Annotated in this window: 19 protein-coding genes; 5 read left to right on the top strand and 14 right to left on the bottom strand. The window is 44.6% G+C overall.

Annotated features, from left to right (window positions below; translation table 11 throughout):
- Positions 1–17 precede the first annotated feature (17 nt).
- Positions 18–1715 carry a gamma-glutamyltransferase gene (ggt, locus tag AAAH86_RS05095; protein ID WP_343486432.1) on the bottom strand — a complete coding sequence of 566 codons (1698 nt, stop codon included), beginning with the start codon at positions 1713–1715 and terminating at the stop codon, positions 18–20.
- A 147-nt stretch (positions 1716–1862) separates the two neighbouring features.
- Positions 1863–5012, bottom strand: coding sequence for a glycosyl hydrolase (locus tag AAAH86_RS05090; protein ID WP_343486430.1), 3150 nt, complete (start codon positions 5010–5012; stop codon positions 1863–1865).
- A gap of 179 nt (positions 5013–5191) precedes the next feature.
- Between AAAH86_RS05090 and AAAH86_RS05085 the strand changes: the two genes are divergently transcribed.
- Both AAAH86_RS05085 and AAAH86_RS05080 read left to right on the top strand, forming a co-directional pair.
- Complete coding sequence (locus AAAH86_RS05085) at positions 5192–8296, top strand: hypothetical protein (RefSeq protein ID WP_343486428.1); 3105 nt, start codon at positions 5192–5194, stop codon at positions 8294–8296.
- A 256-nt stretch (positions 8297–8552) separates the two neighbouring features.
- Positions 8553–8939: a hypothetical protein gene (locus AAAH86_RS05080; protein WP_343486426.1), complete on the top strand. Its 387-nt coding sequence runs from the start codon at positions 8553–8555 to the stop codon at positions 8937–8939.
- 4 nt (positions 8940–8943) lie between these two features.
- Here the strand turns inward: AAAH86_RS05080 and AAAH86_RS05075 are convergent, their stop codons facing one another.
- From AAAH86_RS05075 to AAAH86_RS05020, 12 genes are all read right to left on the bottom strand, one after another.
- Complete coding sequence (locus AAAH86_RS05075; protein WP_343486424.1) at positions 8944–11154, bottom strand: DUF5916 domain-containing protein; 2211 nt, start codon at positions 11152–11154, stop codon at positions 8944–8946.
- Position 11155: 1 nt separating this feature from the next.
- A complete protein-coding gene (locus AAAH86_RS05070; RefSeq protein ID WP_343486423.1) occupies positions 11156–12586 on the bottom strand; it encodes a DUF3526 domain-containing protein in 1431 nt (476 codons plus the stop codon).
- A gap of 2 nt (positions 12587–12588) precedes the next feature.
- The gene (locus AAAH86_RS05065) at positions 12589–13995 is read right to left on the bottom strand and encodes a DUF3526 domain-containing protein (protein WP_343486422.1); all 1407 of its coding nucleotides are present in this window, start codon (positions 13993–13995) and stop codon (positions 12589–12591) included.
- Positions 13992–14708 carry an ABC transporter ATP-binding protein gene (locus AAAH86_RS05060; RefSeq protein WP_343486421.1) on the bottom strand — a complete coding sequence of 239 codons (717 nt, stop codon included), beginning with the start codon at positions 14706–14708 and terminating at the stop codon, positions 13992–13994. Before AAAH86_RS05060 ends, AAAH86_RS05065 begins: the two co-directional genes overlap by 4 nt.
- Positions 14709–15200: 492 nt before the next feature.
- A complete protein-coding gene (locus AAAH86_RS05055; protein ID WP_343486419.1) occupies positions 15201–15755 on the bottom strand; it encodes a type 1 periplasmic binding fold superfamily protein in 555 nt (184 codons plus the stop codon).
- A gap of 15 nt (positions 15756–15770) precedes the next feature.
- On the bottom strand, positions 15771–18170 hold the full coding sequence (locus tag AAAH86_RS05050) for a TonB-dependent receptor (protein ID WP_343486418.1): 2400 nt from the start codon (positions 18168–18170) through the stop codon (positions 15771–15773).
- Between the two features lie 435 nt (positions 18171–18605).
- Positions 18606–19124, bottom strand: a complete 519-nt coding sequence (locus tag AAAH86_RS05045) for a DUF6787 family protein (RefSeq protein ID WP_343486417.1) — start codon at positions 19122–19124, stop codon at positions 18606–18608.
- Positions 19125–19152: 28 nt separating this feature from the next.
- Complete coding sequence (locus tag AAAH86_RS05040) at positions 19153–19641, bottom strand: DUF6146 family protein (RefSeq protein WP_343486416.1); 489 nt, start codon at positions 19639–19641, stop codon at positions 19153–19155.
- Positions 19642–19747: 106 nt separating this feature from the next.
- On the bottom strand, positions 19748–20374 hold the full coding sequence (locus tag AAAH86_RS05035) for a DUF937 domain-containing protein (RefSeq protein ID WP_343486415.1): 627 nt from the start codon (positions 20372–20374) through the stop codon (positions 19748–19750).
- A gap of 77 nt (positions 20375–20451) precedes the next feature.
- Positions 20452–21402, bottom strand: coding sequence for a D-2-hydroxyacid dehydrogenase (locus AAAH86_RS05030; RefSeq protein ID WP_343486414.1), 951 nt, complete (start codon positions 21400–21402; stop codon positions 20452–20454).
- 69 nt (positions 21403–21471) lie between these two features.
- On the bottom strand, positions 21472–22536 hold the full coding sequence (serC, locus tag AAAH86_RS05025; RefSeq protein WP_343486413.1) for a 3-phosphoserine/phosphohydroxythreonine transaminase: 1065 nt from the start codon (positions 22534–22536) through the stop codon (positions 21472–21474).
- Between the two features lie 84 nt (positions 22537–22620).
- A complete protein-coding gene (locus AAAH86_RS05020) occupies positions 22621–23664 on the bottom strand; it encodes an acyl-CoA reductase (protein WP_343486411.1) in 1044 nt (347 codons plus the stop codon).
- A gap of 157 nt (positions 23665–23821) precedes the next feature.
- On the opposite strand from AAAH86_RS05020, the gene AAAH86_RS05015 reads away from it, so the two are divergent.
- From AAAH86_RS05015 to ychF, 3 genes are all read left to right on the top strand, one after another.
- Complete coding sequence (locus AAAH86_RS05015) at positions 23822–24175, top strand: 4Fe-4S dicluster domain-containing protein (protein WP_343486410.1); 354 nt, start codon at positions 23822–23824, stop codon at positions 24173–24175.
- Positions 24176–24226: 51 nt separating this feature from the next.
- Positions 24227–24352 carry a hypothetical protein gene (locus AAAH86_RS05010; RefSeq protein WP_343486409.1) on the top strand — a complete coding sequence of 42 codons (126 nt, stop codon included), beginning with the start codon at positions 24227–24229 and terminating at the stop codon, positions 24350–24352.
- A gap of 149 nt (positions 24353–24501) precedes the next feature.
- Positions 24502–25596: a redox-regulated ATPase YchF gene (gene ychF / locus AAAH86_RS05005; protein ID WP_343486408.1), complete on the top strand. Its 1095-nt coding sequence runs from the start codon at positions 24502–24504 to the stop codon at positions 25594–25596.
- Positions 25597–25774: the final 178 nt, after the last annotated feature.

The raw sequence follows: 25774 nt of genomic DNA, 5'->3' as shown, positions 1-25774 counted from the left end.
ATTTTCCATGTAAGAATTTAATATCCTGCGGCATGCCCATCCTTACGACTTTCGGAAGCGCCGTGGTAGACTTTGTTTTCATCATCCCATAGAATGGCTTGATAGCCCCCGTAGATTCCTCTTGCAGTGCCTATGCGGTGGCCTTTGTCCATCAGCCCACGAATCGTGGAGTAGGGGATTCCCGATTCGGTTCGTATCGTGCCCGTATCTTCGGTCATTCTTCCCATAGGACTGGCTCCCCCAGTATGGTCCCAACGGGGTGCATCGCCCGCTTCCTGAATGTTCATGCCGAAGTCAACCAAATTCATCACGATTTGGGTATGCCCCATGGGCTGAAAATCACCGCCCATCACCCCAAAACTGAGATATGGTTTGCCTTCCTTGGTCACAAAGGCAGGAATAATGGTATGAAAGGGTCTTTTGCCAGGTTCGTAAGTATTGGCCTGCCCACGTTTTAAGCTAAACAACTCGCCTCGGTCTTGGAGCATAAAGCCCAATTTTGGTGGAGTCATGCCCGAGCCCATACCGCGATAGTTGCTTTGTATCAAAGATATCATGGTGCCCTCTTTGTCGGCTACGGTCATGTAAATGGTTTCCCCAGCAGAAATTTCTCCTGCGGAATATTTTCCCGCACGTTCCCCGATTTGTTTCCTCCTGCTATCAGCGTAATCATCCGAAAGCAATTCTTCAACGGGAACATCAAAAAAGTCCATGTCGGCATAATATTTGGCACGGTCTTCAAAGGCCAATTTCTTGGTTTCGGTAAAGAGATGCAGGTGCTCTGCGCTTCCAAATTCGATGTTTGAAAAGTCGTATCCTTTGAGAATTTGTAGCATTTGCAGTGCGGCAATGCCCTGACCGTTTGGCGGAAGTTCCCAAACGTCATAACCACGATAGTTGACCGACACCGGTTCTACCCACTCCGATTTGTGGGCGGCCAAGTCTTTGGCAGATAGAAAACCACCTTGTTCTTTGATAAACGTTCCGATAGTTTTGGCGATATCACCTTTATAAAACGCATCACGCCCGCCTTCAGCAATTTTCCGATAGGTGTTTGCTAAATACGGATTTTTATAGATTTCTCCCTCGTTGGGCAATTGGCCACCATTCTGAGCGATGTAAGTGTCCTCGATGTTGGGAAACCCCTTGGATTCATAATAAGAAATGCTACGCTGCATATACCAAGCAATCAGTTCGGTCAGCGGAAAACCCTTTTCCGCATAATCAATAGCAGGAGCTAAAATTTCTGTCATGGGCTTGGAACCAAACTTGCTATGCAGTTTAAACCAACCATCCACAGCACCTGGGACACTAACTGGTAATGGCCCAAGCGATGGTATTTTCTCCATGCCCTCCTTTTCAAAATAGTCCAAGGTGAGTTTTTGGGGCGAACGACCACTGGCGTTCAATCCGTAAAGTTTTTCGGTTTTTCCATCCCAGACAATGGCAAAAAGGTCGCCCCCGATACCACAACCTGTAGGCTCCATAAGTCCGAGTGCTGCATTGGCTGCAATAGCTGCATCGATGGCATTGCCCCCGCTTTTGAGCATATCGAGTCCGATTTGCGTTGCCAAGGGGTGGCTTGTGGCGACCATTCCATTCTGCGCCAACACTACGGAGCGGGTCGCAAAAGGTTCCCCGGTAATTCGGTCTTGGGCGGTAGTAATTGAAACGGAAAAAAGAAAACAGAAAATAACTGAAATAGTGGTTCTCATTGTTAGTTTTTTATTCCATAAAAGATATTAGACATAATTTATTTAACACCTCCCTCAGTCCCTCCTTTTTAGGAGGGAAGCCTTTAAAAAAAGGGATTAAGGGTTTGTAATACCTATGATACAATAGATTAACTGGATTTCCAGTATTTATTCCTCTCCTATGGAAATCATCTCCATTCCATTTTCATAAACACGTCCATTAATTTTGGAAACATAGTCATCCATCAAACGCTTTAAGGCATTGATCTCCACATTCAACTCATTGGTGACTTCAGTAAAAAATTCTCGGGCCTGATCTGTTGGTGGATAATCACCACGTTGGGAATCGGCCATCAAAAAGGCAAGGCGATTGTTGATTCGAATACCATAATTCAAGGGATCTTGATAACTTTGGTTCTTGGTCATGTGGATGTTGTTTTCGATTACCTCCAACTTCGACTCAAATTCCGAGATCATGGCTGCCATGTCTTTTTTCAATGTCTTTTTTCCCTTGAGATAGTCCAAGTCTTTTTTGACGGTTCGTATATCAATGATGGCTTCATTGGCTCGACTCACTTGATCACAAACAGCTATAAGGAAATCGAATTGATCTCGATAGTCACTTTCGGTATTGGGTAGCCGAGGGTCTTTTACTAGGGTCAATGTTTGTTCTGAAGTATTTCCATTGTAGTTCATACGAATCTTGTACTCTCCAGGAACGGCCTTCGGACCGCGATTGGGTGAGGAATAAAACACCATACCCTCAAATTCTTTAAAGCCAGGATAACGCATATTCCATATCAGTCTATTGCCTCCAGAGGCAACTTCCAAAGGTATATCGGCTTTCGGGTTCAATTTATCTTCCTTCGCCACATTTGAAAAGCGTTGGATGACGGTCCCATCCATTTCCAAAATGGCAATGGAAACGGTATCGGTTTCTTGAAGGTTTTTAACATAGTAATTGATGATGGCCCCATCGGGGTGGTTTTCTCCCACTAATTTCATATTTGGTTTTCCCCGTCCCCCTTGTTGCATGCGATAGGCCTTGTCTGGCTTGTACAAGTAAAAGTCGGTACTGGCCACTTCGTCAGACAATTGGTGCAATGGCGTCAGGTCATCGATCATCCAAAAACTACGCCCGTGGGTCGCGGCAATCAAATCGTTGTCCCGAACGTGCAAGTCCCGAATGGAGGTGATGGGCAGGTTCAATTGAAAAGGCGACCAACTGTTGCCATTGTCAAAAGATACGTACATGCCCCATTCGGTACCTGCGTACAACAATCCCTCACGTACCTTATCGGAACGAATGGCTCTCGTATAATGATTGGTTTTAATCCCCTTGGTAATGACCCTCCATGTTTTTCCGTAATCAGTGGTCTTGTACAAATAGGGGGTATAATCGCCAAATTTGTAGGAGGTGGCCGCGACATAGGCCGCGCCTTTTTGGAACGGACTCGGATCAATGCAATTGACCATGTTCAGTTTTGGACTCATACCTTCTGGTGGCGTGATGTTTTCCCAGTTCTGGCCATTATCCCTAGAAACATGAATCAATCCATCGTCACTTCCTACCCAAATGACACCCTCTTCCAAGGGTGATTCGTTGATTACAAAAATGTTCGAATAGAATTCGGCCCCCGTGTTGTCTTGGGTAATCGGACCTCCTGATGATTTTATGGTTTCCGGTAATCCACGGGTAAGGTCTGGCGAAATGGTCTGCCAACTTTGCCCCCCATTGGTGGTGGCATGTAAAAAGTTGGAACCCACATATAATTTATTGTCATCGTGAATACTGAACTTCACGGGAAAATTCCAATTGAAGCGGTATTTCATGACTTCGGCTCCTGAACCTGCGGGATTGTCGGGCCAAACATTGATGGAGCGGTTTTGGTCCACTGAATGGTCGTAGCGCATCATGTACCCTTTGTAGGTGCCGCCGTAGACAATGTCGTTGTTTTTGGGGTCAGGAGCGAGATGGGCACTTTCACCACCTGCAGAAGGTTCCCAATCGCGTTCGGTTATGCCATTACCCGAGGTACGATGGGCGATGCGCACAGATGAATTGTCCTGTTGTGCGCCGTAAATTTGGTACGGAAAGGCATTGTCCGTTGTCACCCTATAAAACTGTGCCGTGGGTTGGTTGTGGTAGGTGGTCCAATTCTCACCACCATCATTGGAAACCTGAGCCCCACCATCATCGGCAATGACCATACGGTTATTGTTATTGGGGTCTATCCACAGATCATGATGATCGCCATGGGGGGCGTTCTTCAATTCGAAGGTCTTTCCGCCATCGGTGGAGACCCCATAACTTACGTTCATCACGTACACCTTATCCTTATTTTGGGTATCGGCATAAATGCGGCAGTAGTACCAGGCCCGTTGCAACAACGCCCGGTCTTCATTTATTTTCTTCCATGTATTTCCCGCATCATCAGACCGAAAAACGCCACCGTCCCCCGCTTCAATAATCGCCCAAACCCTGTTGGAATCCACAGGGGAAACCGTAATCCCCACAATGCCCCAAGGTCCTTCGGGAAGGCCCTTGTATTTAGAAATGTCTGTCCATGAATCCCCACCATCCGTACTTTTGTATAGTTTGCTGTCAGGCCCACCACTGTCCATTCGGTAGCCGTTTCGCTTCATTTCCCAAGTAGCAGCGTACATAATCCGTGGATTATTGGGATCAAGGATTAAGTCGCCCGCTCCGGCCTTATCACTTTCGTAGAGAATCTTTTCCCAGTTTTGTCCACCGTCCTTGGAGCGATAGACCCCACGGGTCTCGTTGGGCTTCCAAAGATTTCCTATGGCCGCTACATACACCAAATTGGGGTCGGTAGGGTGTATTCGAATTCTCGCAATGTGTTCCGAACCTTCAAGTCCGATAAATTGCCAGGTCTCCCCGGCATCCAAACTTTTCCAAAGACCGTTTCCTGAGGAAACGTTGCCCCGCAACGTCTGTTCCCCTTCACCGACATAAATCACATTGGGGTCAGATTCGGAAACGGCCACGGCACCGATGGAACCTCCAAAATAGCCATCGGAAATACAGCTCCAGGTATTGCCTGCATCAATGGTTTTCCAAACACCGCCTCCAGCGGTTCCCATATAATACAGGTTGGGATTGTCCAATACACCCGTCGCCGTACCGGCACGACCGCCCCTAAACGGGCCTACTAGACGCCACTCAATGGAGTTGTACAATGATTCAGGATAAGTTCCAGTAGTAACGTTTTTACTTTTTTTACGTTGGGCGTTCAAATCGCCTATGGGGTGTACAAAGAGTATTATAATTGGGAGAAGGAAAAAATGTTTCATAGAGTGTACAGTGTATGTTAGTCGTTTTAAAAATAACCAATTTTATGTTTAAATGAGATATTAAAACTGTATCGGAAAGGACAAGTAGACCAACTAGTTATCGTCAAACAATTTTCTTCCTTATTATTTGGATTTTGGGTATTTTGTTGGGAATTTTCTACCGACTAATTCTATCAACCATGCAAAAATCCATTTTTCTGGCCCTTGCTTGGGGGCTTTTTAGTATTTATCCTAGTTTCTCACAAACCGAAAGTTACTCCGATGCCCTGAAATCACTTGAGTGGAGGGCGATAGGGCCTGCCAATATGGGCGGTAGGGTGACCGACATCGACGGCATTCCCGGTGATCACAGTACTTTTTATGTATCTGGTGCTGACGGGGGCATCTTTAAGACCACGAATGGCGGGGTGAGTTTTGAGCCGATTTTCGAGGGACAACGAGCCTACTCTATTGGAGCGTTGACCATTGCCCCTTCAGACCATAACGTGCTTTGGGTAGGCACTGGGGAAGGTGACCCTAGAAATAGTGTCGGCTACGGATGGGGCGTATATCGGTCTGTTGACGCAGGAAAGAATTGGACCCATCTCGGCCTTAAGGAAACAGAACGGATAAAACGGATTGTCGTAGACCCCAATAATCCTGATGTGGCCTGTGTTTGTGCCCTGGGGAAGGAATGGGGTGCCAATCCCGAACGGGGAGTTTTCAAAACTACCGATGGTGGTGCAACTTGGAAAAAAATATTGTACATCGATGAAGATACTGGTTGCGCCGATATTGCTATGGATAGAAGCAACCCCCGTATCATGTATGCAGGCATGTGGACGTTCAGACGCAGGCCTTGGCGTTTTGATGACGGTGGCAAGGAAACTGCTATTTACCGCACTATGGATGGCGGTGAGACCTGGAAAAAAATCATGAAAGGCTTGCCTGAAACTCCAATGGCTCGACCAGGCATCCACATAGCACAAAGCGAACCGAACATTATCTATTTGATGACCGAATTTCAAGGTGGCGGTACCGCATTCCGTTCGGAAGACCGGGGCGATACTTGGACGATGGTCAATGACGACCCCAATATTAACTTTCGTCCGTTTTATTATAGTGATGTGCGGGTAGACCCGAACAATCCAGATATTCTCTTTTCCATCTCGGGTAGGTTGAGCCGTTCGGTGGATGGTGGAAAAACATGGGAACGCATTGCCACCACGGTTCATGGCGACCATCAGGCCCTTTGGATCGATCCGACCAACTCAGATTACATTCTGAACGGTAGCGATGGTGGCTATCAAATATCCCATGACGGCGGTGATACTTGGGAAATCATCAACAACGTGGAACTGTCGCAGTTCTATCAGATTTTCATAGACAATAAAGACCCCTACAATATATATGGCGGTTTGCAGGATAACGGCACCTGGGTCGGCCCAAGCAATTCTTTATATGAAGCGGGCATACTGAAACGGCATTGGAAAGGATTGGCGTATGGCGATGGATATTTTGCAGTGCCCATCCCCGGCAGTGAGCATGAAGTATATGCCAATTTGCAGGGTGGGGTGATCTTTCATGTGGATTCCAGATATGGTAATGTTAGGAATATCCATCCCTATCCGAAAATCATAGGGTCTGCCGGAGATGCCATCGAAAATCACAAATACCGCTTTAATTGGGATTCCCCGATTGTCATTTCGCCCCATGACCCCAATACGGTTTATTTTGGAGGGAACGTGGTTTTTAAATCGACAGATAGAGGCAATTCATGGGAAGAAATCAGTCCAGATCTGACCACCAATGATAAATCGAAGCAAAAGACCTCAGGGGGCGAAATCTATCAGGACAATACGGCGGCCGAATTTCACTGTTCCATTCTCTACATCGATGAATCTCCTGTGGAGAAAGGGGTCATTTGGGTGGGTACGGATGATGGAAATGTGCAATTGACCCGAGATGGCGGCGCCACATGGACGAATCTCAAAGACCGCATCAAAGGGCTGCCTACTTTTGCCTGGGTGGCCAAAATACATGCTTCGGAGCATGATGCAGGAACAGCTTTTGTCACCGTTGACCAGCACCGAATGGATGACTTCAGACCGTTTGCCTTTATGACCACCGATTACGGGAAAACGTGGACGAAAATCAGTGATGGGCTCCCCCAAGATGATTATGTCAAGGTAGTTAGGCAAGACCCCATCAATCCTGATTTGCTCTATACTGGAATGGAGCATGGGATCTTTGCCAGTTGGGACAAGGGAAAATCGTGGAGCAAAATCAATAGTAACCTGCCCAATGTATCCGTCAGGGACCTTCGTATCCAACCAAGGGACAGAGATTTGATTGTGGGAACCCACGGTAGGGGTGCTTGGATTTTGGATGACATCCGTCCCCTTCAGGAAATCGCAGATACCAAAGATAAATCCACCCATCTTTTTCCGGTGCGAAGAGCTACCCAGTGGCACATGTTTTGGCGGATTGAAAACTTGGGCGACCGCCATTACAAAGCAAAAAATCCAGAATACGGTGCCAATATCAATTTCTATATTGACAAGGGCGAAAAAGAGACAGCCACAGTCGAAATTCTCGATGCTTCTGGACAAGTTATACGAACATTGAAAGACACTACCGCAACCGCTGGCGTAAACCGAATGGTGTGGGATTTAGGCCATGATGCAGCCACTAAGATGATGGGTGACAGTGGTGGTGGATTCTTTTCGGGCCAGATGCATCCCTACGTATCACCAGGCACCTATACCGCTCGGTTAAAGGTCAATGGCGAAGTGCTGGAAACGTCCATTGAAGTTCGTGCGGACCCCCGAATGGACTTGTCCCCAGCAGATTACGAGGCCAAAACAACGATGCTTTTGGAACTTCGGGAATTAATGTCACAGACCAATGTGATAATCAACAATACCAATACCTACAAATCCCAATTGAACGAATTGAAGAGCAAACTGGAGCAAAATGAATCCGCTGATGCGTCATTGTTAGGTGATATTGATAAAGCCATGGAAAAGATTGCTGCCTTACAGGATGATATTTTGAAAAGGCCACCACCTTCCATGTCGTATCGCCAAAGACCAAGGCTGCGTGAAGAGATTCGTTCCTTGATGCGCGCTGTAAATGGTGCATGGGCCAAGCCTACACAACCACAGCTTGCCAGAATGGCGCAATTGAAAGGCGAAGTCAGTGATGCACAGGCCTCACTGAACCAGATTATTGCTGCTGAAATTAAACAGATCAACGAGCAGACGAAAAGCATTCCACAGATAACGGTAAGAACAAAGCGGTAAAATATGGTACGAGTTTTTTTTATAGTTGCAGTTCTCCGTTTTTTTTGGATTTCAGGCTGCGCATGTAGATAGAGAGAATGGTACTATTGAGGTTGAAACATATACTATTGAAGATTTAGAATATCCGAAAACAGCAGTGCATATTCCAGATTCCACCCAAAATGAATTCATTCAAAATTTCTTTTTGCCATGGAACCAAAGCCCTTAAGAACTATTGAATGCTCTCGATGCTTTCCCTGGCAAGGAATTGTCTTATTTGGAAAACTACTTGAATGATGACGAATGGTATGGAGAAAACAAAAAGCCCCATGCAATAAGGCAGCGAGAAGCAATCGTAAACAATATCGACACCGAAACGTTTCCCAATTTCTTGCGAAAAGGAATCATCGTTGCCCATACCAATTTGCGAAGAATCCCCACGAACAGACCAGGTTTTGATACCTATTCAAATGAGCAACTGGCCAGTTTTTTAAAAACGTGCCCCATAGAGGGCATCCACCAAGAAGAAGATCGAACCTTAAAAGGTAGGTACATCATTGGGGAAGCAGTGATTACTTCAGTCATGGCTGGAGGGGGGAATGATAGAATTACCGTCCCCTTAATTGATGAAATCTATGCAATGACCAACATTCTTGAGCACTGACATTTTAAAACTGTTTTAAAAAAGTGATTTTACTGATAAACTGTGTGCTACGTTGAACAGGGTCGAAAACATCGGTTTGGGTATCGTTAAAAACTAGGTAAATGAACGAAAGCGGCATGTATTCCCAACTAAAACGAACGTTCCATCGCCCTTGTTCGTCAAAGCTATTATACTGGTAAAAAGTTGACAATTGCACCCTTGGATTCAAAGCCAAGCGCACACTGGCCGTGTATAAATCTGTGTTTAGATCTTCAGAAAGTATACCCACGCCATTGATGTTGTTGTTCTCATAGTCGACATTCATGGCCACATGGGGTACAGGAGCATAGCGTAATCCTGCAATGACCGAGTTTCTAACCCCATTATAAAAATTACCAAAATCATATCGTATAGAACCAGAAAACTTTTTAGACCGGTCAGAATTGTAGCGAAGGGTATAACGGGTATAGCTATACCTTCCTTCTTCAATCTCAAGACCCAACGGCGCAAAATTAAAATTGATATTTTGCCATGTTGGAGTGAAGGAGGCCTCTAAAAAGCTATTGTCCTTAAACCAAGTATAAATAGGAAAAATATAAAGATTTGCCTGTTGAAAATTTCCAAAATCCTCAAAATCATGATAGTAATTTAGAAAGGCACCTGGATCCCAACGTCTGATAAAAGGCAATCCTTTAGGTCGTAAAATAGGGTATCCCCCAGGGCTGTGGTACATAAAATCTCGCTGTACAACGAACCCCATGTCTGGATTATAGCTCTCACTAACAAAAGCGTTCACATAACCGATATAATAATCGTTAGTTCGAGTTCCGGCAAAAATACGCCCTGCATACCCATTGTCATCAGTTGCACTATCTATGGATGTGGATAACAAATAAGAAAATGTAATCTCGCTTTTAGGGCGAATCAATCCATCAATTGAAATTGTGGTATTATTTTGACTAGAAAGGTCCAAACCACTTAGTGCGTCATCTCTGCGATAAGTGACCATGGCGCCAATGTTGTTTTCCTTTCCATAGTTTTGGATAAAGCGTGCTACACCAAAAGTGCTACCAGGACTATCATCGGTTTCCCGCTGTCGCACTGCGAGTGCAGCAATGGTTCGATTTTCATTTCTATCGGTATAGCGTGCCCCTGCATCCAGCGGGGCTGGGGCTGCGTTAAAGGTATTTGAAAGACCGATTGTACGGCTGAAGAAAGGGCGCACTTGAAAATTTCCGCCACCTGCCCAAATGCCTGAGTTTTCCAGAAAAAACTGCCTTCTTTCAGGGAAGAAGATGTTGAAACGTTCTAGGTTATTTACCGCTTGGTCTACATCCGCCTGTGCAAAATCGGTATTGATGGTTAAATCTAACACAGCATTGGGGCTAATGGCCCATTTAACATCCCCTCCAATTTTTGGGTTGTTCAATTTATCGACCAAAAAACTTCCTTCTTTATTTTCATCATACTGGTAAAGAGCGTAAGGTTCTATTCGGATATTGGCCGAAGGTGGAGGCACCTCTAAACCCATAAGTTTGGCGGCATACGTCATACGGTTTTCCGAAAACGACTGGGGTATGGCCGGAAAAACGGTTTTTTCATAGTCTTTACGAGCCAATCGAAAAAAGGTGATTCCCCATTCCACGGGTGCACCTTCCACTGGGCTATCATATCGAATCGATTTAAAGGGAATGGCAAATTCTGCATAGTATCCCTTGTCTGTCCGTTGGGTGCGCACACGCCAAAGAGCGTTCCAATCTTCATCCCTATTGTTATCATTAAAATTCTGAACATCCTGTTGATTCCCATAAGGGGTAGTTTGAAAGGAGACTGCGTATTGTTTTGTGTTTTGCGCGTCGATTTGAATGCCAAAGACATCATTTTCAAGTCCATTGAAATCTCTGCTTAAATCCTGCATCCGTATGCCTTTTTTGCCCAGGGAATCTCGGGCAAAAACTCCAAAATAAAGGTTCTTGTCATCAAACAGAATGCGCACTTCGGTAGGATTTTTAATAGTGCCACCTTGAACAGGCTCTACCCGAAAAAAGTCAGTAACCGGTTCCGCTACACTCCAATCGGATTCATCCAATCGGCCATCAACTGTTATAATACCTCTAGCCTTGTAAGCGGTAATGGTCACTGGTATCTCTGGTGGGGGAAAATTGTCGGTTTCTTTTTCCTGCGCCATCAGTAATCCGCTTCCCAAAAGAAAAAGGTATGTAATTCTTTGTGTCATATTATGAACTACCAATGATACTTTCCCTTCTTTCCTTACTAGAGGTCCAAAAACCCAATCCGAACAACCCGATTGAAATAATGAGAAGCAGTGGTATCACTCCCAAAGAACTATATGGTTTCTGTTCGAATTGAAATTTTGGGAGATTCGGATAATCGGTCTGCGAAAAATCGCGATTGTTGTACAAAAAAGGCATAAAATGCTCTCGCCATGTATTGGCAAATACGACGACTTGTTTTCTGAAATTTTCATAATCCTGAGTGGAGGTGCCCGCCATTTGGTTCAGTGATTCCTGAGTAATGATGGCTGGGGATATCCATTTGAATCGCCCCACCCAATTTTGTTGTCTTTGCAATTGTTCTTCATAAGCATTGACCACGGGAGCCAATTCTTTCTCAATCAGTTTTTTTGAAGCCATATAGCGATGGTAAAATCCTCGTGACTGTGTAGAATCATTTATTGCATATTCAGGATGGTCTCTTAGAAAATTATCAAGAATTTCATCTTGTCTTTTGGTCACTTCGGCTTTCATGCCCCGCATCTCGTTTACCATAAGCGTACGTGAGGGCATCGGATAAAGGGTTTCTCCCAGCTGGTTGAGCACTGAAGGAACCAAGAGCACAAAGAGCACCCAAAGCCCTAAAAGCAAAACCGCATTCTTTGCAGAACTGCCCGCCCAAAGGTTGACCAAGAAGGATATGGCAAACCAAAAGAGCATGTAGGCCAGAATCAGTGCCGCCATTTTTGCAACTGCCGTTCCCTGTGAAAAAATATCCAATCCAAATACAAGGAAGGTGATGACCAACGCCCCAATAACCAAGACCGATAGCCATAAAAACCGTAGCCCCAGCTTTTGTAGCACCCAATTTTGAATTCCTATGGGTTGTGCGGCCAATAGCCGTAGTGTACCACTCTCTTTCTCTGATGAGAGTACGTTATACGAAAAGGCAATGATGAGCAACGGCAGCAGGTAAATGATGACAAAGGCCAAATCAAAACTACCGAACAGCAACTGCACCGGGCTTGTCATTTCAGTAAAGTTCAATGCAAAGTCGTCTCCCGAAACGGTCGGTTTGACATAGTGGGTGAACAAATCTGCCTGCCCTGTGGCGATAAAGGCCAAGGGCAGTGGGTCCATGGCAGCTACCCGCGGATGGTAATTGCCAACGGCCATGGGGCTTGTGGGTATCGTCCATCGCGATGCACTTACTTCCATGCCACGTTCCACAGAATCCAATAGTTTGAGCATCATCACATCGTTTTCATTGACTTCGTCATGGGCCGCAGCGATAGCTGCCTTTCGCTTTTCGACTTTTTGCTTTCCGTTGTAGGCCGAAAACCCGAACAACAACAATAAAACGATGCTCAAAAGCTGTATCCATCGGCTGCGAAGCAGCAGTTTCAATTCATATTTGAAATTATAGTTGAACATGGTCAAACGGTTTTAACGGTGAAAAAAAGCAGTGTAAAAGACCCCAAGAGCCAGATACCCAAAATACCCAGATTGGAAGCATTTTTTGCCAAGACCGTACGCAGTTCGGGCGGGTCATATTCGAAAGCGGGCAATTGTTTCCAAAAACTGGCATCGGCCTGGTAGGCCCAATTGCCGTATTCAGAATTCTCGGCAAAATTGTCGTTCAAAAATTTTTGGGAGGCGATGCGGTAATTTTCGGCCGCATCGGCAAAATCCCAATGGGTGGTATAATCGGTATGGGCCAGTGCCATACTCATAAAGCGGGTGGGCAGGTAGGGCGATAGTGTTGCCAGTGTGCGGTACACCCTATTTTGGTTGGCAAATTGGTCCTTCAAATAGTTGTAGTGCTTAAAATAGACTTCTGCTTCGTGCTCCTCACCCTTTTGCATACGGTAGGCATCAAAGTTGAAGGGCAGTTGGTGCAGGCTATCCACCCCGTGTTCTTTCAGAACTTTCTCTTGCAGCAATTTGGCTTCCTTGCTCCACGGATTGTGACCGTCCAACCCTTCCTTTTTATCCTTCAGCACATTGGCTGCAAATTCCTGTCGGGTTGGGTAGGGGTAGCGGTCTTCGGCAATGTTGCTTGCAGCTTTCGGAATGGCCAAACAGGCCAAAATCCAGACAGACAGCGAGATAACCAATGCAATGCCCGACTTTTTCGCTTTCGCGGATATAAAAAGCACAAGATTGGTAAAGATGGCATAATAGGCCATGTAGACCAAGAACATTACTAAGAGCGTACCCCAATTGAACACCCCGAAATCCTCTAGATTAGAAAGTACGAGACCGGCCACCAAAAACAATGTTGCCGTAATCAATAGGATGGGAAAAAACAGGGCCGACCATTTGCCCCAGACCCATTTCCAAGTTGAAATTCCCTGGCTTTTAAGCAGGGTTAGTGTACCCATTTCACGCTCTTTGGTAAAACTGTTATAGCCCAATAAAACAATGAGTAGGGGAATGATGAACAACAGGATGAAATCGGGGGTCAAGTCTCCAAAACGGGCCAGTCCGGTCTGGTCAGCCGCTGCACTGAATTGTGCCTCGTTGCGCTTATGGGCTTCCAAGAAAATAGAAGTGCCCGCATATTTATCCACACCTTGATCCACCAGCGAGAGCGGGTATTTGGGCTTAAAGGCGTAAGTGCCATAGTGTGCTGCAGAATGTGGATTCTTTTCACCTTGATTGTCCCACACAGCACGTTCGGCTGTTTTTGCAGCTGCATATTGTTCGTTGATGTTTTTGTACTGACGAGCACTGATCCAAACGGCCACACCCAACAAAAAAAGTACAATAACCAATGCTGCACGAACACGCCCGTCGCGTAACAGTTCTTTGGTTTCCTTAAAAAAAGTCTTTGATATCATAATGCCAGTTCTTTGTATTCCATGGTGTTCAAATACGCTTTCTCAAGTTCAGAAAGGGAAATATCATCAGCCACAAACTGCTGTTTCAATTGGCCGTCTTTCATGATGCCGATATGTGTCGCCACTTCTTTGGCACGAAAAATATCATGGGTGGCCATGAGGGTCGCTACACCTTTTTTACGAAGTTTTTGTAACAAAAGGCCAAATTCATTACTGGCTTTTGGATCTAGTCCCGAGGTGGGTTCATCTAACAGCAATACCTTGGCATCTTTGGCCAAAGCAATGGCAATACCCACTTTTTGGCGCATGCCTTTCGAAAAAGTTGAGATGCGGTTGTCAAACGCTTCAGATTGTAGTCCGGCTTCCTCTAAAAATTTTTTCAATTGTTCTGTATTTAGTTTTTTGCCCGCAATTCCGGAAAAATAGTCGAGGTTTTCCACAGCGGTCAGGCTAGGGTAGAGCATCAAGTTTTCAGGAATGTAGGCCAGAAACCGTTTGATGGCCTTTGGGTTTTCTTGAACATTCAGTTGGTTGATAAACGCACTCCCCGAGGTTGGGCTGATAAAGCCCAATAACAGGTTGATGGCGGTGGTCTTTCCAGCACCGTTGGCACCAAGAAGGCAGTAGATTTCGCCTTCATTGACCTTGAGCTCCAAATGGTCAAGGGCAGTCTGGTCGCCATACGCTTTTGTAAGGTTGTTGGTAATGATCATCGTTGTGTTTTTAGATGGATATTGTTTTCACATGCTGCAATTCCATGAAAGTGCTGCATGGTGGATGTGCAAAAGCAAAGGGGTTATTCCCGTGTTCGTGAAAATGGGCTAGATGGAAAAAGGAGGACCTCGCCGAAAATGGAAAGAAAGCAGTCGGGGGCTACATAATAGCTCTTGCGATATTATAATTGAAAAAAGAGCGGCAAAGAATAAAAGAATGAGATGGCCAGTCCATATAAAAACTGTCTGGCTCAGCAATTTGGCACATAGTTCACAGTCAAAAGAAGTCTCTTGTACTTGAGTTTCCAGCGTGCTGTTCTCAATATATGCGTAAGACTCATGGGCGGTAAAGACATGCAAAGCATGGTATGACAACTGAAACAGTAGTAAAGTTGCCAATAAAATTCCAAATGGCTTTTTTGTCTTGTTGTTCTTCATAAAAAAAGGGAGCGGGACTATCCGCCCCCTTGAAAGGTTTAAAAAGTTAGACCCCTACTGAATGGTCAAATTAAATGTTTCTGTAATATCGGTTTCGCCACCCGCATCGGCCAAGGTGCCATCGTTGGGTTTTTTAGGCTCATGGCGTAACGTAATGGCTATGGATGCGTTGCCGGCATCACCAGTTGTGAGTGTAAATACGAGCCCAACTGGGTTGCCATCATCGTCTTGGTCACCGTAATCCACACTTGCGATATTTCCGGTAGTGACGAAAAAGAACTGATGCTCATCGTCTTCGTCTTCTACTTCTTCGGTAATATTCTCTGGAGGAGTTTCTGTTTCGTTCAACAAAACGATACCCCCGCCATAGGTGGTATTGGCGGCCAAATCACCAGAAACCGTAACTACAGGCGCATCGGGGCCGTCACCATCCAAATCTCTGGTTTGCAGGGTAATGGTATCACCACCTCCACCTGGAACCAGGGTCACGGTCATTGTGGTAATCACCTCCTCTTCATTTACTGGGTCGGGGTTTTCGTCATCGTCTGAACAGCCTGTAAAAAGAAGTCCTGCCAAGGCAAAAATTGATAAAAATTTGATTGTTTTCATGATAAAAAATTAGTGTTAATAATTAAATTTTAGTTGTACAATGAAGTTTCTGCCCAAATCGTCGGCAAAAAAACGCTGACGGTTCAGGTAGTCTCTATAATTGGTGTTGAGTATGTTGTTAATGGTCAATGAGGTGGTCAATCTTGTTTTTTTTCCCAATGGAAACTCCATCGTGCCAAATAGTCCCACTAGATGATAGGCCTCGGGCGGCGTATTGATTTCCAACAGCACTTCTTCTTGCTGCTCGGGTGAGAAAACCGTAATATTTGGTGGAAATTCATTTTGCCTGAACACATAGTCGCTTCGCAAAGACAATTCAAAGTTTTTCCATTCGGGTCTTGAATACGTCAACCGATTTCGCAAATTGGCACTTGGTATGTTGACGAGTGCTTGGTCGCGCTGGGTATCATTGCCCTTTACCAATGAAAATCGGTGGTCGGTCTGCCAACGCTCGGCCCAGTTGATATAGGCTGAAGCATCCACGCCTAGAATACGGGCATCGGTCTGACGATAGCTCCATACCGGAAAAGCTCCGCGAAGTGTCAACTCCACTCCAGAAGGCTCCAATAAAATGAAATCTGTGATAAAGTTGGCATGCGGCTCCAATGTGTAGCCCCAATTTTTAAACTGTCTATCGTATGTCAGCGAAAATTTATGGGAAGTTTCACTATCTACGCGCAAATCACCCAATTCTATTCGGGCTGCAGAGTGGTGCAGGCCGTCGCTAAAAATCTCAGAGGGATTGGGTGCCCGTTGCGCCAGTGCATAATTGAAACGGAACGTACGATTATTGTTCTGGGAAAACTGAATTCCCGCTGTGGCCGAAACATTGCCGTAATCAAAAACGGGATTGGTCAACAGTTGTGTGCCCAGATCATCGATGACAAATTGGGAAAAATCTTCATCGTAACCACGCTCTTCCCATCGGGAAGTCTGGTAAAATTTTTTTGCATCGATACGGGTAAAATCATATCGGATACCGCCATCAAGCTTCCAGTAGCCGTTCAGTCGATATTCTGAAATCAAAAATCCACCGAAATCAACTTTTTCATAATCGGGAATCAGACGGCGTACCCCTGTGTCTGGATTGGCAAAATTATCTTGATAGCGCCCCATAATCCCAAAATGCAGCTGAAAGTCACGGTTGGCATCCCATTTAAAATCTGTGTTCACCGTATGAGTAGTCAATTCAAGGTCGATAGAAGGTTTCCCACGGTCTTCACCTACCCGAATATCAAACTCAAATCTGCGGTTGTTCTGATAATCATATTGAAAGCTCCATTTGCCCAACCCCTCAAAACGTTTGTAGAATTCAAGCTTGCCCAAGTGATGCGTCACTTTCTGTCTTGGATTTTGTAAATCATAAGTAAAGGGTCTGACAATCTCAGGCTGGCCGCTGTTGATACTGCGGATCAAATCATCAACGTTGCCAATGTGGGAGGCTCGCAGAATGGCGATTTCAGCGTCATAATAGGAATAGCGAGCGTTGAACCCCCACTCAAATAGATTCTTTCCTGCTTCGAGCGAAGCCCCAGTTTCTTGAATACCAGTGTTTGAAAGTACATAATCTGGGGCCTCTTGGTCACCCAACCGTTTGTAAGACCCCTGTGCTTTCAAAAACCATCCCTTTTTATAGGTTTTGGCCAATTCTGAGGTCAGGACACCGCCCCTGCCGTTTGATATACCATTGACCAGGGTTTTGCCAAATAAGGTGTCTTTTGTAAAAATACGTCGCGGCTCCATGATGATGGTGCCTCCAATGGCATCGCCCCCATATCGAAGGGCAGAGGCTCCTTTGACCACTGTGATGGAACCCGCAGCATTGATGTCGATATTCGGTGCATGTTCATCGCCCCACTCCATATCTTGCATGCGCACCCCATCATTGAGTATCAGCACCCGGCTACCATTAAGCCCGTGAATTATCGGTTTGACAATATTTGCCCCTGTGTTCAGACTTGACACCCCCCCCACTTCTTTCAATGCCTCGCCAAGACTGCCCGCGCTATATTGTTCGAGCGTTTTTAAACTGAGTGAAGTTTCTTGGGCGGAATTGGTCTTGTCAAAAACGGCATCACCAATGACCTTGACCTCTTTGAGTTCTTCTAAATGGTGCTCCAATTTTATGTCAAGGGTCATATTTTGATCAATTGTAACGGGAATGAAGAGTGTGGCACATTCAGCATGTGATACCTCTAGTTCGTAGTTGCCCTTGCAAAGCCCATCGATGTGATAATTGCCGTCGATATCTGAAACCACTGCCTTTTCTGTGCCAAAAACCATAATGGTGGCCCCCGACAAAGGTGTGCTGTCATGGTAATCGATTACTTTTCCTCGAAGTGTGTTGTTACACTCTTGGGAGAAAGCGGAGGGAAATGTCATAATGCAGAACATTATGAAAAGCAATTTTTTCATTCAAAGGAATTTGTTGTACTTCAATCGAGTTTATTGAAGGTATGGATCGACTGTGTCCAGAGCTTAAATTGTAAACCTATGATAGCGAAGGTGGCGGCCTGGAACATAACTGAACGACCACAACAGTATTTGGAAGTACCGCTTTGTAATCCGCTGGGGGGGTAAAATCAAAGCAAATAGAAGTATTTGTAGCAATGCCTTGTACTAAAGGCGGAAGAAAGAGTTCGTTCTGTTGGTTTTCGATAGCCAGTTCGCAGAACGTACAATCATCCAAACAACTATCATCCATTTGATGGGAGTACACATGCAGTGTTGACACTTTTACCAGTAACAGCAAAAGGCATATAATAAGAGGGACGATTTTCTTGAGCTCCATCATCTTCCTACAAAGCTAAATGTTTTGCGGCCCAGGGTTATGTTAAGGAATTCACAATTTTAGGTGAAAAGAAAGCCTAACCCCATGTGTTTGAGCATCTTTTTTTCAAAGCTCCAGAAAAACTTGAATTGCCCAAAAAGCCAGCCAAAACATACCAACAACACCTGATAAATCGGGAAAATAAGAAGAATACGTACGGGCCAGTAAATCCACCCAGAAACAGTCGCTTTTTCAAGACCGATCAATTCTGTCAACGGAGCCGCAAGTTTGGCAGAAACGCTTCCTGTGATGGCAAAGACGATGAAAATGGCAATCATCTCCCAATCATGTTCTACCTTCCATCTGTTCTCCAGTTTTTTGAAACACCAAAGAAAAAAACGTACCATCAATACATACAAAACCGCTGTGATTCCTAATGTGAAGGGCCACTCATAAAAAGTGTTGTTGAGATCGAAGGTGTGCAAGAGTTTTCTGGCGAATGAGTATGCTGTCAACAAAACCAATAATACCCCCAAAAAAGGGAACACCAATTGCCAGTTCCTGTCAATGTTCCACCGTTGTTTTAGTTTTTCCATCATTGATAAAAAATGATGGCAAATATACCTCTTAAATCCTCGGAAGCCAAGGGCCCAAACGCTGATTGTATTTTCGCTGAAAGAAGATAAAGTAGTTGTACAATTTGTAATTCACCTCATAGCCATAATCAATGTTCGGACTGTAGTCGATAGGAAATAGATAAAGGTTTGCGTCAAATTGTAGGGGCAATGTGGCTCTTATATTCCAATTGGTGACCAAAATCTGGTTTCTGGTCTCAAGAAATGTTTTGGAATAGTACCCTTCGGGTCTTGCAATACTTTGCAGCCATGTGTAGAAACCCGGGTCGATGATAATGATTTCGTATTCGGTCTCATCATCTGAGATTTTTACGGCCTCATCTTCTTCCATTTCGAAGAACTTTTTTTCCTCAGGGGTAACTTCAACAAGCTCCTCTTTTTCTTGTGATGTCTGACCCGTGCTTTTTGCGCCGGTGCAACTTGCCAATGCTAAACTGATAGCGAATAACAATACTGATGAAATGAAGGTGTACTTTTTCATAATTTTCTTTTTATGTATGTCGAATACAAAAAATATGCCATAGAAAATACGAAAAAAGCCGTTGGTGAATTCCAACGGCTATGTTAAAACTTGTCTTTTTAAAGGATTATTTGCCAAAGAGACCACCCAAAAGGCCACCAATACCGCCTTTTTTCTTACCGCCCAGCACCATACCGGCAACATCATCAAGCACGCTGCCATCACCATCGGCATCAATTAGACTTTCTATCAAACTTTGATTGCGTTTTGGTTGCCCACCGAGCATGCTGCCCAGTAATGTGTTCATACCATTGGCATCATTGATATTGCCTTGGGCACGCTGCTGGCCCAGAAGTCCCATTAAAATTGGTGCCGCCACTTTTAAGATTTGAGCAATTGAACCAGCATCCATACCCGATTTTTGACTCAAAGCATTCTCAACCTGGGGTTGTTTGTTACCGAAGACGTGGCCTAAAATACCCGCACCATCGTTTACCACACTGTCGTCTACACCTCCATCAAAAAGGCCACCGAGATTGTCTAAAATCCCTCCTGTGTGTTTTGAGGAAAGCGCATTTAAGAGCCCATCGGCTCCACCTTGCGATACGTTTCTTTTCATCTGCCCCATGATCAAGGGCATGGCCATGCTCAGCACATCGGCCGTCTTATCTTCGGGTTGTCCGGTTTGGTTAGACAAACCATGTATCATTTGCTTGCCCATGGGGCTACTTAATAAATCGAGTAATCCTGACATTTCTTTAGCGTTTAGAATAGAATTTCAATGTAGCAAAAAAAGCGGCACGATGGGGTGCATTGCCCATTAAAAAAGAATTATTTCAGTCTTTGGATAATTTGTGAAGCCAATTCAAGTCCGATGCGGCCTTGGGCTTCTTTGGTCGCAGCACCGATATGAGGGGTCAACGAGATTTTTGGATGCATCAAAATCTGGATTTCGGGCCGTGGCTCTGATTCATAAACGTCAAGCCCGGCAAAGGCTATCTTACCGTCATCCAAGGCCTTTATGAGCGCAATTTCATCTACGACACCACCTCTTGAAGCATTGACCAAACCCACACCGTCTTTCATTTGATCAAATTCATTTTTCCCCAGCACATACTCTTTTTGCGCAGGCACATGAACGGTAATGAAATCAGATTGCTTTAATACATTTTCTATGGGTTCTGCCTTAAACGGGAATTTAATCGATTGCCCATCATAAAACGAAACTTCTATTTCAGCCGTTGCGGTAGTGTGATCGCTGTACATTACGTTCATGCCAAGGCCCAAGGCTATTTTTGCAACGGCTTGCCCAATCCTGCCAAAACCGATAACACCAATGGTCTTGCCGCGAAGTTCTTGACCAGCGGCGTAGCTTTTTTTGAGTTGCTTGAATTTGGTATCACCCTCTAAAGGCATGATACGGTTGGAATCGTGAAGAAAGCGTACACCGGTAAAAAGATGGGCAAATACCAATTCGGCGACAGATTCTGAAGATGCAGCAGGTGTGTTGATGACATGCAGGCCCTTTGATTTGGCATGATCAATATCGATATTGTCCATGCCGACCCCGCCACGACCGATGAGCTTTAGTGATGGACACGCATCGATAAGTGTTGCGGGTATTTGGGTGGCACTTCTTACCAATAGCACCGCAATTTCATTCTCGTTGATGTAGTTTTTTAGTTGCTCTTGGGCCACTTTTACAGTATGCACCTCAAAGCCATTCTTCTCTAATTCATTGATTCCAGATGCTGACAGACCGTCATTGGCAAGTACCTTCATAAATATTGTATCGATTTAATGTAATCATACATTTGGGTTAACCCCTCTCTTTTTGGGTAGGGGAGGGGTCTATCCCTTTTTCTCCAATTCACTCATAATGTCGACAAGAACCCCGACACTCTCTAATGTCAATGCGTTGTACATTGAGGCCCTATACCCACCTACGGAGCGGTGGCCGTTGATACCGTTGATACCAGCTTCTTTGCACATGGTGTCAAAGGTTTCTTTCAATGCATCATCAGTGATATTGAAGGTCGCATTCATGTACGAGCGGTCTTCTTTGGCGGCAAAACCTGCAAACACAGGGTTCAAATCAATCTCAGAATAAATCAAGTTGGCTTTTTTCTCATTGATCTCCTCAATGGCGGCAATACCTCCCAAATCTTTCAGCCATTGCAGGGTCAGCATAGAGACGTAGACCGCAAAAACCGGGGGGGTGTTGAACATACTGTCTTTGCCAATATGCACTTTGTAGTTCAGCATGGATGGAATCTCTCGGAATACCTTCCCCAAAATAGCCTCCTTCACTACAACCAATGTTGTGCCAGCCGGACCCATATTTTTCTGTGCACCAGCATAAATCAGGTCGAATTGTGAGAAATCCATTTGACGTGAAAAAATGTCGGAACTCATATCACAGACCAGTGGCACCTTGGTTTTTGGAAATTCTTTGATTTGGGTACCAAAGATGGTGTTGTTCGAAGTCAAATGAAGGTAATCCAGTCCATTAGGTATTGTATATCCTTTGGGGATGTAATTAAAGTTTTGGTCTTGCGAGGAGGCCACTTCGACCACATCGCCAAAAAGTTTGGCCTCTTTGATGGCCTTGAGGCTCCACGTGCCCGTATTTACATACCCCGCTTTCTTTTCAAGCAAGTTGTAGGCCGCCATCAAAAACTGGGTGCTGGCCCCACCTTGTAGAAAGAGCGCCGAATAGCCCTTTCCTTCAAGTCCCAGCAATTCCAAAGCCAGGGCACGGGCTTTTTCCATGATGGAGACAAATGCTGCACTGCGGTGTGATATTTCGATAAGTGAGAGGCCACTATCATCTAATTCGATGACCGCTTGTGAAGCTTTTTGCATGACTTCCTTCGGAAGAATACACGGCCCTGCACTAAAATTATGCTTTTTCATAGTTCTGTCTTCTGTCTGATTTACCAAAGGTTAAAGGTCTTAAAATTTTCACGGATGTAGAAACGGGCAACAAACAAATAATGACTACAATGTCAACAAGAAATCAACAGTGTCGACACCATCAGCATAATCAGCAAGCCCAGGTCGTTGGGTATGGCCAAAAGGAATTTCATTGGATATTTCTAAATTGCCCACTATGCACTGTAATTGCTCTTTTTCAGCTTCCAGATGTGTTCTTAGGTTATTGTGGCTATCATATTTCTCGAAAAACAGTGCTGCAATGGGCGAATGAAGGTTTTTATCCTCTTTCAGAATGAGAAAACCGTTATCGAGAATCTTAAAGTCGCTCATGAGATAGACCGCCTTATTGTAATCGTAGTTGTTGGCATATTTGTGATGCTCAATGATTGATTTGTATTCAAAAAGGGCATTGAACAAGGGGTCAAGATCATAATCGTGCGGAACAAAAATCTTTGATACGTTACGGCAACCCAATCCAAAATACCTGAAAATATCATTTCCCAGATTTTTTAGCTGTTCTTCGGTTTCATTACCAGTAAGTACAGCGACCGAAGTTCTGTTCTTTCTGATAATATTGGGGTATTTGCCAAAGTAGTATTCAAAATAACGGGAAGTGTTGTTACTGCCCGTGGCGATAATGGCATCAAAATTTTCTAGACGGTTCTCTGTAAATGCTATACAGCTTTTCAGTGATGGTTCAAACGCAATTAATTGCTCGGCCAAGGTGGGCAGCAATACAGCATCATTTGATGAAAGTTTACAGAGTGCCCTGTTGCCAGTCACCAACACGCTCAAAAAATCATGAAAGCCGACCAGGGGGATGTTTCCGGCCATGATGATACCAATGGTCTTGGCCCCATTGTCTTTGGATATTTGGTAGGTGGAAAGCCAATTTTTAAGGTTTTCTTCCGTCAAGATATCGCCCCACTGCTGCAATGCAAAGTGAATATTTTCTGAAGTGAACCAAGCATTTTGCTGTTGGGCGAGGTGGATTGTTTTTTTTAGATTTGAGAAGTGGCCGTCATCGTTATCACGATTTTCACAAAAATCCCTGAGAAAACGCCCAAGTTTAACAAAAGCTTTCCAATAATCCGTTTGTTCGGCCATTATATTTGTGCACTAATTTAGTAGGGTATAACTTTGCGCAAAAGTACATATCCTATATTAAAATTTTGCTAGAAGATTTGGCTTTAGATAGCAGTCAGATTTGACAGATACCCAGCCATCCCGATAGTTATCGGGAGGGCATAAAAAAAAGAAAATTATGGCAATTATCATCACTGACGAGTGCATCAATTGCGGTGCCTGCGAGCCTGAGTGCCCCAACACGGCCATTTACGAAGGAGCAGACGAATGGCGTTATAGCGACGGCACCTCTTTGACCGGTGACGTTGTTTTACCTGACGGTAAAGCTGTGAATGCAGAAGAAGTGCAAGAGCCCGTCAGCGATGAGATTTACTACATAGCTCCCGATAAGTGCACCGAATGTATGGGCTTTCACGAAGAGCCACAGTGTGCGGCCGTTTGTCCTGTAGATTGTTGTGTACCTGATGAAGATAGGGTAGAGACTGAAGAAGAGCTGTTGGGCAAGCAACGGTTTATGCATCCTGATGGATGAGATAAATAGAGAATAAAGTATCTTGGCCGAGTCAATTGACTCGGTTTTTTTATGGCTGAAAACAAAGACTACAATGGTTTTTGGAAACAAGCAGGTTGCACACTGGCGGCAATAGCTGTTATCGGTTTTGTCGGTCTCATTGTCATGGTATTCTATTTTTTGTTCAAGGGGATGTAGTACTGATGCAAGATGCTTGAAGCACGATGTTTTTTCTTTGAGAACCTCAAGTAAGCTCCTGAAAAATCTATATTTGCACCCCAATTAAAATTTTTCACACAAAATATTGACATCATCAAACATCAAGCATCCATCATCAAACATACACTATGAAAGCCGGAATTGTAGGATTGCCCAACGTGGGCAAATCAACACTTTTCAATTGTCTCTCGAATGCCAAGGCACAGAGTGCCAATTTTCCCTTCTGTACCATTGAACCCAATATCGGCGTGGTGAACGTTCCCGATGCACGGCTTGAAAAGTTGGAAGCATTGGTGAATCCACAACAGGTGATTCCCGCAACGGTCGAAATTGTTGATATAGCGGGTTTGGTAAAAGGTGCCAGTAAGGGCGAGGGACTGGGCAACCAGTTTTTGGGAAACATCCGCGAGACTGATGCGATACTTCATGTATTGCGCTGTTTTGACAATGACAATGTGGTGCATGTTGATGGTTCCGTAGATCCTATCCGAGATAAGGAAACCATTGATATGGAACTTCAGTTGAAGGATTTGGAAAGCGTTGAAAAAAAGCTCGATAAAGTCGCCCGTGCTGCAAAGACCGGAAACAAAGAGGCCCAAAAGGAAGCTGCAGTTTTGACCCAACTCAAAGCCGGACTCGAATCGGGCACTTCGGTCAGGGCGATACCGATTTCAGACGATGTGTATCGTGATTTTGTAAAACCGTTGCAATTGATTACCGACAAACCCGTCATGTATGTCTGCAATGTGGATGAGGCTGCTGCTGTTGATGGCAATGCCTATGTTGAGCAGGTAAAAGAAGCGGTCAAAGATGAAAACGCCGAAGTCATTTATCTTGCTGTGGGCACCGAGGCCGATATCACTGAGTTAGACACCTACGAAGAACGGCAATTATTTTTAGAAGATTTGGGGCTATCAGAACCCGGTTCTGCAAAATTGATACAAGGAGCCTACAAGCTACTGAATTTGGAAACTTATTTTACTGCTGGAGAGAAGGAAGTACGGGCTTGGACCATCAAAAAAGGATTTACCGCACCACAAGCCGCAGGGGTCATCCACACTGATTTTGAAAAAGGGTTTATTCGGGCTGAAGTGATTTCGTATAACGATTTTGTGCAATACGGCAGTGAAGCCAAGGTCAAAGAGGCCGGTAAGATGCGGGTTGAGGGCAAAGACTATGTCGTTAAAGATGGTGATGTGATGCATTTTAGGTTTAATGTCTAAATTTTACTGCCTCTCGTAGCAAGTTATCAAAAAAGGATGTTGATTACTTTCCAAAGCCCACATTTTGATTTTTCACCCATAATTATATATTAGCATTGATGAAGCTGTCGCTTTGGTTAATAGTTGTTGGGTTAATTGGAATGGATAACTTACCAATTTTCTTGAGCATCTTTAAAGC

It is taken from the genome of Allomuricauda sp. d1, from assembly GCF_039592695.1.
In the GTDB taxonomy this organism is placed as follows: Bacteria; Bacteroidota; Bacteroidia; order Flavobacteriales; family Flavobacteriaceae; genus Flagellimonas_A.
The sequence above is the reverse complement of the archived record's forward strand: the minus strand, read 5'-3'. Positions and strand labels throughout refer to the sequence as shown.